The sequence below is a fragment of the Teichococcus aestuarii genome, assembly GCF_003116135.1.
GTDB lineage: Bacteria > Pseudomonadota > Alphaproteobacteria > Acetobacterales > Acetobacteraceae > Pseudoroseomonas > Pseudoroseomonas aestuarii.
The window spans coordinates 37387-49421 of the sequence record NZ_PDOA01000013.1 but is presented as its reverse complement, the minus strand read 5'-3'; the positions used below and the strand labels follow the sequence as shown (position 1 = coordinate 49421).

Here is a 12035-nt window from a genome sequence, read left to right as displayed (position 1 = left end):
GGGTATGCGGCAGGGCGGCTCTGGAACCGCGGGGGCGGGCCGGCCCGCAGCCCGGCGCTGCCGGGTCGGCCGCTGCGAGGATGGCAAGGCCAGCCGCCTCCCAACCCGTGACAGAGATTTAATGCCCGACCGGTGACGCCGGAACGCCGGCTCGCGCCTTCATGCCATGTGCCTCCCCCGCTGGCGCAGGAACGGCGCCTTTCCGGATGCGGGCGCGGAACTTGGATGAGCCTGGATGCAGCATTTCAGCCAGAGCGCCGATACCCTGCTGCGTTTCGCTCTGGCGGCCATCGTCCTGGCGTTCGGCCTTGCCGTCGTGCTGCTCCTCGCCTGGCCCTTCACCACCCATGCGACGAGCCAGGGCAGGGTCGTGGCGCAGCCCGTCCAGTTCAGCCATGCCCACCATGTCGGCGGGCTGGGGCTGGATTGCCGCTACTGCCATGACACGGTTCAGCGCTCCCGCTTCGCCGGGCTGCCGCCGACCCACACCTGCATGACCTGCCATTCCCAGGTCTGGACGCAGGCGGAGATGCTGGCGCCCGTGCGCCGGAGCCTGGCGGAGAACCGGCCGCTGGCCTGGAAGCGCGTCCACGCCCTGCCGGACTACGTGTTCTTCGACCACAGCCTGCATGTGGCCAATGGCGTCGGCTGCAGCACCTGCCATGGCGCGGTGCAGACCATGCAGCAGGTCTCGCAGGCCGCACCCCTGACGATGGCATGGTGCCTCGACTGCCACCGGAACCCGGCGCGCTGGCTGCGCGAGGAGGACCGGGTCTTCGACATGCAGTGGACGCCGCCGCCGGACCAGGCCGAGCGCGGCCGCCGCCTCCTGGCGCATTACGGCATCCGCGCCGAGCACCTGACGGATTGCTCGCGATGCCACCGCTGACGCCGCAGCTCGGCCGCCGCCAGGCCGCCCTCGGGCTGCTCGCCTCGGCCCTGGCGCTGACGGGGTGCGGCGAGCCGGAGCAGGAGATCCTGCCCTACGTGCTGAAGCCGGAGGGCGTGACGCCGGGGGTGCCGCGGCACTTCGCCACCAGCCTGACCCTGAACGGCTATGCGCGCGGCGTGGTGGCCACCGTCTTCGAGGGCCGGCCGGTGAAGCTGGAGGGCAACCCGCTGCACCCGGCCAGCCTGGGCGCCACGGATGCCTTCACCGAGTCCGCCATCCTCTCCCTCTACGACCCCGACCGCTCCCGCGCCGTGCGGCAGGGCGGGCGGGTGAGCAGCTGGGACGCCGCCCTGCAGGCCCTGCTGCCGCGGCTGCGGGCGCTGGAGGCCTCGGGCGGCGCCGGGCTGCGGCTGCTGACGGGCCATCTCACCTCGCCCACCCTGCTGCGGCTGATCGGCGCCCTGCGGCAGCGTTTCCCCGCCCTGCACTGGCACGCGCACGAGCCGGTGGGCGAGGAACACGCTCTCGCCGGCGCCGCCCTGGCCTTCGGCGCCCCGCTGGTGGCGCGGCCACGGCCGGAGGCGGCGCGGGTGATCCTCTCGCTGGAGGCCGACCCGCTGGGACCGGGCCCGGACCAGATCCGCCACGCCCGCGCCTTCGCCGCCCGCCGCACCGCGCGGCGCGGACGGGACGAGCCCTTCGCCCGGCTCTACGCGCTGGAATCCGGCCTCTCCGTCACGGGCGCCAAGGCGGACCACCGGCTGGCGCTGCCCCCCGCCGGGGTGCGGGACGTGCTGGTGGCGCTGGCGGCGCGGCTCGGGGCCGGCCTGCCCGCCCCGGCGCTGCCGCCCGAGGCGGCGCGCTTCCTCGACGCCCTGGCGGATGACCTCGCCGCCGCGCCGGGCGCGGCGCTGGTGCTGGCCGGCCCCTGGACGCCGCCCGAATGGCAGGCCCTCGTCCACTGGATCAACGACAGGCTGGACGCGCCGATCGACTGGCTGGCGCCCCCGCCCGAACAGCCCGAGGACCTGCCCGCCCTGGCCGCGGCGCTGCGGCAGGGCGAGGCCGGGATGCTGGTCATCCTCGGCGCCAACCCGGCCTATGACGCGCCGGCCGATCTCGGCTTCGCCGGCCTGCTGCGGGAGAGCGCGGCCTTCACCCTGCATCTCGGCCCGTGGCGGGACGAGACGGCCGCGCTCTGCCGCTGGCACCTGCCCGGGCATCATCCGCTGGAGGACTGGTCCGACGCGCGGGCGCCGGACGGCACGGCCAGCATCGCCCAGCCGCTGATCCGGCCGCTCTACGGCACCCGCCCGGCGGCCTGGCTGCTGGGGGCGATGGCGGGGCGGCTCGACCTCGACGGCCACACGGCCCTGCGCGAGACCTGGGCGGCGCGATGGCCCGCCGGCAGCTTCGAGGCCCATTGGCGGCAGGCGCTGCATGACGGCGTGGTGGCGGGCAGCGCCGCGCCCCCCCTGCCGCGCCCGGTGCCCCGTGCCCCGGCGCTACCGCCCGCCCCGGACGGGGCGTTGACCCTGCTGCTGCGGCCGGACCCCATGCTGTGGGACGGGCGCTTCGCCAACAATCCCTGGCTGCAGGAATGCCCGAAGCCGCTCACCCGCCAGGTCTGGGGCAATGCCGCGCTGATGGCGCCCGCCGAGGCGGCGCGGCACGGCCTGGCCGAGGGCGACGTGGCACGGCTGCGGCTCGGCGGCCGCTCGCTGGAGGTGCCGGTGCTGCCGCAGCCGGGCATGGCGCCGGGGGTGGTGCTGCTGCATCTCGGCCATGGCCGCCGCCGCGCCGGTGCCATCGGCGACGCGGTGGGGGCGGATGCCTATGCGCTGCGGCAGGGCGCCGCCTGGTCGGCGCCCGAGGTCACGCTCGAGCGCGCCGGGCGCCGCGAGGCGGTGCTGCGGCTGCAGGACATGCACCGGCTGGAGGGAGAGGCGGAGACGCTGCTGCCGGCGATGATGCTGGAGCAGTTCCGCGCCCGCGCCGCCGCCCCGCCCGTGGAGGAGCCGCCGCCGCCCAGCCTCTACCCGCCCGCGCTGCCCGCCGGCACGCCGGCCTGGGCCATGGTGATCGACACCACCCTCTGCATCGGCTGCAACGCCTGCGTCACCGCCTGCCAGGCGGAGAACAACATCCCCGTGGTCGGGCCGGAGGAGGTGGCGCGCGGCCGCGACATGCACTGGCTGCGCATCGACACCTACAGCCACGGGCCGGAGGACAGGCCGCGCCCCGGCTTCCAGCCCGTGCCCTGCATGCATTGCGAGGCCGCGCCCTGCGAGCCGGTCTGCCCCGTCGCCGCCTCGGTGCACGATGCGGAGGGGCTGAACGTGCAGGTCTACAACCGCTGCGTCGGCACCCGCTTCTGCCAGGGCAACTGCCCCTACAAGGTGCGGCGCTTCAACTTCCACGGCTATGCCGACGGGCAGGAATACGCCAACCAGGGCGCGCCCGTGGTGGCGGCGCAGCGCAACCCGGAGGTCTCGGTGCGCGCGCGCGGGGTGATGGAGAAATGCACCTACTGCACCCAGCGCATCAGCGCCGCCCGGCGCGCCGCGGAACGCGAGGGCCGCGCCCTGCGCGAGGGCGAGGTGCGCACCGCCTGCCAGTCCGCCTGCCCGACCACGGCCATCATCTTCGGCGACCTGCGCCAGGAGGGCGCCGCCGTCGCCGCGCTGCGGCGGGAGCCGCAGCACTACGCGCTGCTCGGCCATCTCGGCACGCGGCCGCGCACGACCTACCTGGCGCAGATCCGCAACCCCAACCCGGCGCTGGAGGACCCCGGGGCATGAGCGCCGGGCCGGAGGAGGCGCTGCTGCCTCGCGGCACCAGCTATGGCGCGCTGGTCGGGCTGGTGGCGGACCCGCTGATGCGGCGCCGCGCCGGGCGCCCCTGGCGCATCGCCTTCGCCGTCTCGGGCATGCTGACGCTGCTGCTCGCGGGCTGCACCGCCTGGCTGTTCCTGCGCGGCATCGGCATCCTCGGCAACAACACCGCCGTGGTCTGGGGCTTCCCGATCGCCAACTACGTCTGGTGGATCGGCATCGGCAATGCCGGCACCTTCATCTCGGCGGCGCTGCTGCTGACGCGGCAGCCCTGGCGGGCGGCCATCAACCGCTTCGCGGAGGCGATGACGCTGTTCGCGGTGGGCATCGCCGGGCTGTTCCCCATCCTGCATCTGGGGCGGCCGCACTACGCGCTGTGGCTGACCCCCTACCCCAACACCCAGGGCCTCTGGCCGCAGTGGCGCAGCGCGCTGGTGTGGGATTTCGCGGCCATCGTCAGCTACCTGACGTTCTCGCTGATGTTCTTCTATCTCGGCCTGATCCCGGACCTGGCGACGCTGCGCGACCGCGCGCAGAGCCGCGCCGGCCAGGTGATCTACGGCGTGCTGGCGCTGGGCTGGCGCGGCTCGGCCCGCCATTGGCACCTGCACGACACGCTCTACCGCACCCTGGCGGCGATGGCGCTGCCGCTCGTCGTCTCGGTGCACAGCGTGGCGGCGATGGATTTCTCCGCCAGCCTGATGCCCGGCTGGCAGGAGACGATCTTCCCGCCCTACTTCGTGGTCGGCGCGCTGTTCTCCGGCTTCGGCATGGTGGTGGTGCTGGCGGCGCTGATCCGCTGGGGCCTGGGCCTGCAGGCGATCATCACGCCGCGGCACTTCGCGGTGATGGGCAAGGTGCTGCTCGCCGGCTCGCTCGGCATGGCGCTGTGCTACGGCACCGAATGGCTCTCCGCCTGGCAGGCGGAGGATCGGGCGGAGCGCGAGCATCTGCGCGCGCTCTTCACCGGCCCCTACGCGCCTCTCTACTTCGCCATGCTCGGCTGCAACCTGCTCGTGCCGCAGCTGCTGTGGTCAGGCCGCCTGCGCGGCAGCATCCCCGCCGTGGTAGGCGTCGCGGTGGTGCTGAACATCGGCATGTGGCTGGAGCGCGTGCTGATCATCTGGAACACCCTGTCGCACGGGTACCTGCCCTCGATGCATGGCGTGTTCTCGCCCACCCTGTGGGACTGGCTGATCCTGGCCGGCTCGCTCGGCTTCTTCGCCTTCCTGATGCTGGGCTTCGCGCGGTTGCTGCCGGCCGTCGCCATGCACGACATGGGCAAGCTGCTGCGGCGGCAGCGGAGCGGCGCATGAGCGGGCTGCTGCTGGCCGAGTTCCGCGACCCGGAGACGCTGGTGGCGGCGGCGCGGCGGGCGCGGCAGGCCGGGCTGCGCGGGCTGGACGCGCACACCCCCTTCTCCGTGCCCGAGCTGGCCGAGGCGCTGGCCCTGCCCCGCCCCCGCCTGCGCCCCGTGATGCTGGGGGCGGGCTTGGCGGCGGCCGCGCTGGTCTATGCCCTGTGCTGGTACAGCGCTGTGATCGGCTATCCGCTGAACCTCGGCGGCCGGCCGCTGAACAGCTGGCCCACCTTCCTGGTGCTGAGCTTCGAGAGCGGGGTGCTGGCGGCCAGCGTCACCGGCTTCCTCGGCTTCTTCCTCGGCACCGGCCTGCCGCGCCTGCACCACCCGGTCTTCGCCGCACGCGGCTTCGCGCGCGCCAGCCAGGACGGCTTCTTCCTGGCGGTGGACGAGCCGGGCCTGGAGCCGGCGCGGCTGGCGGCGCTGCTGGACGGGCTCGGCCCCCTCTCCGTGCGGGCGGTGGAGCCGTGAGGGCCGCCGCCTGCGCCCTGCTGCTGCTCGCCGGCTGCAAGCTGGACATGGCGCAGCAGCGGCGGCTCGACACCTATGAGCGCAGCGGCCTGTGGCAGGACGGCACCACCGCCCGCCCGCCGCCGGAGGGCGTGGTGGCGCAGGGCGACCTGGCGCGGGAGGCCGCCGCCGCCGCGCCGCCGCCCGCGACCCCCGCCCTGCTGGCGCGGGGGGAGGCGCAGTACGCCATCTTCTGCACCCCCTGCCACGGCGCCGCCGGCGCGGGCGACGGCATGATCGTCCGCCACGGCTTCCCCGCCCCGCCCAGCTACCACACGACCCGCCTCCGCGCCGCGCCCGCCCGGCACTTCTACGACGTGATCGGCGATGGCTACGGCGTCATGTACGGCTATGGCGACCGGCTGGCGCCGCCCGACCGCTGGGCGGTGGTGGCCTATATCCGCGCCCTGCAGCTCTCCCGCCTGCCGCGGGCGGCGGAGGCCGCCCCGTGAGGCCGCCCCCCTGGCAGGGGCCGGCGCTGCCCCTCGGGCTTTGCGGCACGGCGGTGCTGGGGCTGGCTCTCCTCCTGTGGCCCGCGGCACGGCCCGCCCTGGCGGCGGGCTGGCTGGCGGCGCTGCTGTTCTGGCTGGGCATCGCGCTGGGGGCGCTGGCGCTGCTGGCCATCCATGCCCTGACCGGCGGGCGCTGGGGCACGGCGCTGCGGCCCGTGCTGGCACCGGCCGCGGGCAGCCTGCCCCTGTTCCTGCCGCTGGCCCTGCCCCTGCTGCTCAGCCTCGGCGTGCTCTACCCCTGGGTGGCGGAGCCGGAGCTCGCCGGCCATCCGGATGTAGCGCGGCTTTATCTCAACGCTGCCGGCTTCATCCTCCGCACGGGGCTGGCCCTGCTGTTGTGGTCGGCCCTGGCCTGGCTGCTGCTCCGGCTGGAGCAGGGCCCGGCGCGGCAGGGCGTTGCCGCGCTCGGCCTCGTCCTGCACGGCGTGGCGGTGACGCTGCTCGGCTTCGATTGGGTGCTGTCCCTGGCGCCGCACTTCCATTCCACCGCCTTCGGCCTGTCGCTGCTGGTCTCGCAGCTGCTGGCCGCGCTGGCCTGGGCGGCGCTGTGCCGCGGCGCGGGGGAGGATGCGGCGGCCGATCTCGGTGGCCTGCTGCTGGCGGCGGTGCTGGGCGCGCTCTATCTTGGCTTCAGCCAGTATCTGGTCATCTGGTACGGCAACCTGCCGCACAAGGCCGCGTGGTATCTGGCGCGCGGGGCATCCCCCTGGCTCTGGCTCGAAGCCCTGTCGCTGCTGCTCTCCGGCCTGCTGCCGCTGCTGGTGCTGCTGCCGGGCGGCCTGCGCCGCAGCCCGGCGGCGCAGGCGCGGCTGGCGCCCTGGCTGCTGGCGGGGCTGTCGCTGCACCACGCCTGGCTGGTGGCGCCGGCGGCGGGGCCGTGGAGCCTGCCGGCCGCCGCCCTTGCCACGCTGTCGGTGGGCGGGCTGTGGATCGGCCTGGCCTACCGGCCGTTGGCGGCATGGCTGGCCCCCGCCGCGCAGGAACGGGCGGCATGAGCAACCCCCTGGAGCGGCGCGAGACGCTGGCGCTGCGGTCCTGGGCCATCCTGGGCGTCGGGCTGGGCACGGCGGCCTTCCTGGCGCTGGTGATGGCCGGGCTGTTCCTCCTCTACCGCTGGGCGCAGGCGCCGGAGCGCTACAGCCCGCCCGAGCGCTTCGCGCCGCCGCGGCTGGAGACCGACCCCGCCGCCGCGCTGCGCGACTTCCGGGCCGCGCAAGCCGCCCAGCTCGAGGCCGGCGACGATCCGCCGCGCCGCGCGGTGGCCGAGGCGATGGCGCTCATCGCCGCCCGGGGCGCGGCGGCCTACGACCCGCTGGAGCAGCCCGCCGCGCCGCCGCCGCCCATCCGGCGGGAGGCCGCGCCATGAGGCAGCTGGCCGGGGCGGCTTTGCTGGCAGTCCTGATGGCGGCGCTGCTGGCGGCGCTGCTGCCGGGCGCCGCCCGGGCCGCGCTGACGGAGGCGCAACTGGCCGGGGTGGTCTTGCACCCGCCACCCGGGGCCGCGCTGCCGCCAGGCCTGGCCCTGCGCGACGAGGCCGGGCGGCCGGTGCGGGCGGGCGCGGCGCAGCAGGACCGCCCGGCCGTGCTGGTCTTCGCCGACTACACCTGCACCGTGCTCTGCGGCACGGCGCTGGGGCTTGCCGCCGCCGCCCTGGCGGAGACCGGGCTGCGCGCCGGCGCGGATTACACGGTGCTGGCGCTCGGGCTCGACCCGAAGGACGGCCCCGGCGCGGCCGCCGCCATGAAGGCGCTGCACTTCCCCGCCGCCCCTGCCGGCGCCGTGCGCTTCCTGGGCGGCGACGCGGCGGCGCTGCAGGCCGCGCGCTCCGCCTTCGGCTACGAGGCCCGCTACGACGCGGAGACCGACAGCTACGCGCACCCCCTGGGAGTTCTGGTGCTGGCGCCGGACGGGCGGCTCTCCCGCGTGCTGGGCGGGCTGGAGCTGGACCCGCCCGCCCTGCGCCTGGCGCTGGTGGAGGCGGCGGAGGGGCGGCTGGGCAGCCTCGGCGAGCGGCTGCGCCTGTTCTGCTACGGCTTCGACGCGGCGCGGGGGATCTGGACCGCCCGGGTCCGGCGCGTGCTGATGCTGGGCAGCGTGGCGACGAGCCTGGCGCTCGGCGGCTTCATGCTCTGGGCGCTGCGGCGGGAGCGGCGGGCATGAGCGGCATCGCCTTCTGGCCCCCGGCGGCGTCGGAGGTGGCGGCGGGGGTGGACGCCATCGTCATCGCCATGCTGGCGATCAGCGGCGCCATCGTGCTGCTGGTGGCGGCGCTGCTGCTGGGCTTTGCCATCCGCTACCGGCGCGGCTCGGCGGCGCGGCGCGGCGAGCTGCCGGAGCTGATCCAGAAGGAGGTCGAGGTCGGCTGGACCGCCGCAACCGCCTTCCTGGCGATGTTCCTGTTCGCCTGGGCCAGCATCGCCGTGCTCGGCGGGCAGCGCGGCGACCCGGACGCGCTGGAGATCCACATCCTGGCCCGGCAATGGATGTGGAAGGCCCGCCACCCGGACGGGGCGCGGGAGATCGACGCGCTGCACCTGCCGCGGGGCGAGCCGGTGCGCCTGGTGATGCGCTCGGAAGACGTGATCCATTCCTTCTACGTGCCCTCCTTCCGCCTGAAGCAGGACGTGCTGCCGGGGCGGATGACGCAGCTTTCCTTGAAGCCGACGCAGACCGGCGAGTTCCCGCTGTTCTGCGCCGAGTATTGCGGCACCTTGCATTCGCGCATGCTGGGCAAGGTGGTCGTCATGGAGCCGGAGGATTATGCGCGCTGGCGGGCCGCCCAGCCCCAGGCCGACGACCTGGCGCGGGAAGGCCGGGCGCTGTTCGAGAGCGTCGGCTGCTCCGGCTGCCACGCGCCCGCCTCGCGCGTCCACGCGCCGGAGCTGCGCGGCCTCTACGGCCGGCAGGTCGCCCTGGCCGATGGCAGCGTCCGCCGCGCGGACGAGGCCTATCTGCGCGATTCCATCCTCCAGCCGCGCCGCGACATCGCGGCCGGCTACGAGCCGGTCATGCCGCCCTTCGCCGGCATCCTCGGCGAGGGGGAGCTGCAGGCCATCCTGGCCTACCTGATGTCCATGCCGGCGCGGGGCGCGTCCCCCGGGGAGCCACGAAACATGAGCAGCGAGCCGTGAGCGAGCTGGCGGCGGGCCGTGTCCGCCCGGCGGAGGGGCCGGCCGAGCCCTGGCCCGACAACTACCTGACGGCGGAGCAGGGCCTCGGCTCCTGGCTGCTGACGACCGACCACAAGCGCATCGCGCTGCTCTACATGGCCACGCTGCTGGCCTTCTTCGTCATCGGCGGCTTCGGCGCGGTGATGATCCGGCTGGAGCTGTTCACGCCCGAGCAGGATCTGATGACGGCCGACGCCTACAACCGCATGTTCACCCTGCACGGCACGGTGATGGTGTGGTTCTTCCTGGTCCCCTCCATCCCGAACACGCTGGGCAACTTCCTGCTGCCGCTGATGATCGGCGCGCGCGACCTGGCCTTCCCGCGCGTGAACCTGCTGAGCTGGTACCTGTTCGTGGGCGCGGGCCTGCTGCTGGTGGTGGCGCTGGTGGCGGGCGGGGTGGACACGGGCTGGACCTTCTACACGCCCTTCTCCACCATGTTCTCCAACGGCTACGTGCTGCTGGCGGCGCTGGCGGTCATCCTGGCGGGGTTCTCCTCCATCGCCACGGGGCTGAACTTCATCGCCACGGTGCACCTGCTGCGGGCGCCGGGGATGCACTGGTTCCGGCTGCCGCTGCTGGTCTGGGCGCTCTACGGCACCTCGGTGGTGATGGTGCTGGCGACGCCGGTGCTGGCCGCCTCGCTGCTGCTGATCGTGGCCGAGCGCGCCTTCGGCCTGCCGGTGTTCGACCCGGCCCAGGGCGGCGATCCGCTGCTGTTCCAGCACCTGTTCTGGTTCTACAGCCACCCGGCCGTGTACATCATGATCCTGCCCTCCTTCGGCGTGATCAGCGAGATCGTCACCTGCTTCGCGCGGCGCCGCATCTTCGGCTACACCTTCATGGTCTACGCCATCCTCTGGATCGCGGTGGTGGGCTTCCTGGTCTGGGGGCACCACATGTTCGTCTCCGGCCAGTCGCTCTTCACCAGCCTGGTCTTCTCCTTCCTGTCCTTCGTCATCGCCGTGCCCTCGGCCATCAAGGTCTTCAACTGGACCTTCACCCTCTACCGCGGCCAGATCACCTTCGAGGCGCCGATGCTCTACGCCCTCGGCTTCATCGGGCTGTTCACGCTGGGCGGGCTGACCGGGCTGTTCCTGGCCGCCATCCCGATCGACGTGCACGTGACGGACACCTACTTCGTGGTGGCGCATTTCCACTTCATCATGGTGGGCGGCGCGGTGACGGCGCTGTATGGCGGCCTCTCCTTCTGGTGGCCCAAGATCACCGGGCGGCTCTACCCGGAGGGCTGGGCGCGCTTCGCCGCCATCCTGATGTTCTTCGGCTTCGCCTTCACCTTCTTCCCCATGTTCGTCATGGGCTTCGCCGGCATGCCGCGGCGCTACGCCGCCTATCCGCCCGAGTTCCAGATCTGGCACGTCATGTCCTCCTGCGGCGCGGTGCTGCTGGCGGCGGCCTACCTGCTGCCGATGGCCTATCTCACCTTCTCGCTGTTCCGCGGCGCGCGGGCGACCGACGACCCGTGGGATGCCACGGGCCTCGAATGGCGCACCGCCTCGCCGCCGCCGCGCGGGAATTTCGGCGTGCTGCCGGTGGTGGCGGAGGGCCCCTATCTCTACCACCCCGAGGCGGAGGGCCCGCACCATTCCGAGCGGGAGCCGCACCAGAACCAGGGCGGCAACCTGTGAGCGGCGGGGCGCTGCGCGAGCCGTGGCACAGCCTGCGCCGCCAGCGCGAGGCGGCCAGCTTCGGCATGTGGCTGTTCCTGGCCAGCGAGGCCCTGCTGTTCGGCGGGCTGATCCTGGCCTTCATCGCCACGCGCTGGTTCCATCCGGCGGCCTTCGCCGCGGCCGGGCGCGAGGCCGACATCGTCTATGGCACGGCCAACACGCTGCTGCTGCTGACCAGCAGCCTGACGATGGCGGTCGGCGCCCAGGCGGCGCGGGCCGAGCTGCCGCGGCTGGCGGGCCGGGCGCTCGGGCTGACCCTGGCGCTGGGCCTGGCCTTCCTGTGCCTGAAGGGGCTGGAATGGCGCGCCGACCTGGCGAAGGGGCTCTGGCCCGGCCCCGGCTTCGCGCTGGAGCAGCCGGCGGCGCGGATCGCCTTCGCCTTCTACTGGCTGCTGACCGGGCTGCACGGGCTGCACCTGCTGGGCGGCCTCTCCGCCATCGCCTGGCTGGCCGGCCAGGCGGTGCTGGGCCGCCGCCCCTGGCGCAGCCCGGCCTTCGAGGCGGCGGCGCTGTATTGGCACCTGATCGACGTGGTGTGGATGTTTCTCTACCCGCTGCTCTATCTCGACGGGCGCGCGGCATGAGCGGGCGCTCGAGCAGGCGGTCGAGCAAGCGCTCCCTGGGGGAAGCCACACCGCGCAGCGCCGGGGCCATCCTGGCGCGCAGCCTGCCGGTGTGGCTCGTTCTGGTGGGGCTGGCCCTGGCCAGCTGCGCCCTGGCCTACCTGCCGATGGGCCGGTGGAACATGGCCGTGAGCCTCGGCATCGCCGCCGCCAAGATGCTGCTGATCGGCCTGTTCTTCATGCATCTGCGCCGCCCCGATCCGCTGCTGCGGCTGGCGGGCGGGGCCTGGCTGCTCTGGGTGGGCTTCCTGGCCGCGCTGGTCTTCGCCGACCAGGCCACGCGCGCGCCGCTGACCCAGCCGGAGCACATGGAAGACAGGACGATGGAGCCGCCGGAGACTGCGGGCGGCCGCTCCGGCTTCTAGAGCAGATCGCGAGCAGGCTGCTTCGCCTGATCGCGTGAGAATGCTCGTGAAAACAATGAGCCAGAGCCTTTTCCGCGC

12 protein-coding genes are annotated in these 12035 nt (G+C 74.1%); all 12 read left to right on the top strand.

What is annotated here, in order from left to right:
- The first annotated feature begins 235 nt into the window (after positions 1-235).
- Genes CR165_RS17265 through CR165_RS17210 form a run of 12 tightly spaced genes read left to right on the top strand, consistent with a single transcriptional unit; the run spans position 236 to position 11957 of the window.
- Complete coding sequence (locus tag CR165_RS17265; RefSeq protein WP_109518187.1) at positions 236-889, top strand: cytochrome c3 family protein; 654 nt, start codon at positions 236-238, stop codon at positions 887-889.
- Positions 877-3693 carry a 4Fe-4S dicluster domain-containing protein gene (locus CR165_RS17260; protein WP_109518186.1) on the top strand — a complete coding sequence of 939 codons (2817 nt, stop codon included), beginning with the start codon at positions 877-879 and terminating at the stop codon, positions 3691-3693. Before CR165_RS17265 ends, CR165_RS17260 begins: the two co-directional genes overlap by 13 nt.
- Positions 3690-5042 (top strand): NrfD/PsrC family molybdoenzyme membrane anchor subunit, encoded by a 1353-nt coding sequence (gene nrfD, locus CR165_RS17255; protein ID WP_109518185.1) that lies wholly within the window; start codon positions 3690-3692, stop codon positions 5040-5042. Before CR165_RS17260 ends, nrfD begins: the two co-directional genes overlap by 4 nt.
- Entirely contained in the window at positions 5039-5557 is a 519-nt protein-coding gene (locus CR165_RS17250) for a DUF3341 domain-containing protein (protein ID WP_109518184.1), read from the top strand. The genes nrfD and CR165_RS17250 overlap by 4 nt, the downstream gene beginning before the upstream one ends.
- Positions 5554-6048: a c-type cytochrome gene (locus CR165_RS17245; protein ID WP_245906522.1), complete on the top strand. Its 495-nt coding sequence runs from the start codon at positions 5554-5556 to the stop codon at positions 6046-6048. The genes CR165_RS17250 and CR165_RS17245 overlap by 4 nt, the downstream gene beginning before the upstream one ends.
- Positions 6045-7103, top strand: a complete 1059-nt coding sequence (locus CR165_RS17240) for a hypothetical protein (protein WP_219929780.1) — start codon at positions 6045-6047, stop codon at positions 7101-7103. The genes CR165_RS17245 and CR165_RS17240 overlap by 4 nt, the downstream gene beginning before the upstream one ends.
- Positions 7100-7474 carry a hypothetical protein gene (locus CR165_RS17235; RefSeq protein WP_109518183.1) on the top strand — a complete coding sequence of 125 codons (375 nt, stop codon included), beginning with the start codon at positions 7100-7102 and terminating at the stop codon, positions 7472-7474. The genes CR165_RS17240 and CR165_RS17235 overlap by 4 nt, the downstream gene beginning before the upstream one ends.
- Positions 7471-8268 (top strand): thioredoxin domain-containing protein, encoded by a 798-nt coding sequence (locus tag CR165_RS17230; protein ID WP_146201932.1) that lies wholly within the window; start codon positions 7471-7473, stop codon positions 8266-8268. Before CR165_RS17235 ends, CR165_RS17230 begins: the two co-directional genes overlap by 4 nt.
- Positions 8265-9239, top strand: coding sequence for a cytochrome c oxidase subunit II (gene coxB / locus CR165_RS17225; RefSeq protein ID WP_109518181.1), 975 nt, complete (start codon positions 8265-8267; stop codon positions 9237-9239). Before CR165_RS17230 ends, coxB begins: the two co-directional genes overlap by 4 nt.
- A complete protein-coding gene (locus tag CR165_RS17220; RefSeq protein WP_109518180.1) occupies positions 9236-10927 on the top strand; it encodes a cytochrome c oxidase subunit I in 1692 nt (563 codons plus the stop codon). Before coxB ends, CR165_RS17220 begins: the two co-directional genes overlap by 4 nt.
- Complete coding sequence (locus CR165_RS17215; protein ID WP_109518179.1) at positions 10924-11553, top strand: cytochrome c oxidase subunit 3; 630 nt, start codon at positions 10924-10926, stop codon at positions 11551-11553. The genes CR165_RS17220 and CR165_RS17215 overlap by 4 nt, the downstream gene beginning before the upstream one ends.
- On the top strand, positions 11550-11957 hold the full coding sequence (locus CR165_RS17210; RefSeq protein WP_109518178.1) for a cytochrome C oxidase subunit IV family protein: 408 nt from the start codon (positions 11550-11552) through the stop codon (positions 11955-11957). Before CR165_RS17215 ends, CR165_RS17210 begins: the two co-directional genes overlap by 4 nt.
- The last annotated feature ends 78 nt before the right edge of the window (positions 11958-12035 follow it).

Coding starts and splice junctions, on each gene's coding strand:
- CR165_RS17260 (WP_109518186.1), top strand. CDS start 877: ATGCCACCGCTGACGCCGCAGCTCGGCCGCCGCCAGGCCGCCCTCGGG.
- CR165_RS17265 (WP_109518187.1), top strand. CDS start 236: ATGCAGCATTTCAGCCAGAGCGCCGATACCCTGCTGCGTTTCGCTCTG.
- coxB (WP_109518181.1), top strand. CDS start 8,265: ATGAGCGGCATCGCCTTCTGGCCCCCGGCGGCGTCGGAGGTGGCGGCG.
- CR165_RS17235 (WP_109518183.1), top strand. CDS start 7,100: ATGAGCAACCCCCTGGAGCGGCGCGAGACGCTGGCGCTGCGGTCCTGG.
- CR165_RS17250 (WP_109518184.1), top strand. CDS start 5,039: ATGAGCGGGCTGCTGCTGGCCGAGTTCCGCGACCCGGAGACGCTGGTG.
- nrfD (WP_109518185.1), top strand. CDS start 3,690: ATGAGCGCCGGGCCGGAGGAGGCGCTGCTGCCTCGCGGCACCAGCTAT.
- CR165_RS17210 (WP_109518178.1), top strand. CDS start 11,550: ATGAGCGGGCGCTCGAGCAGGCGGTCGAGCAAGCGCTCCCTGGGGGAA.
- CR165_RS17230 (WP_146201932.1), top strand. CDS start 7,471: ATGAGGCAGCTGGCCGGGGCGGCTTTGCTGGCAGTCCTGATGGCGGCG.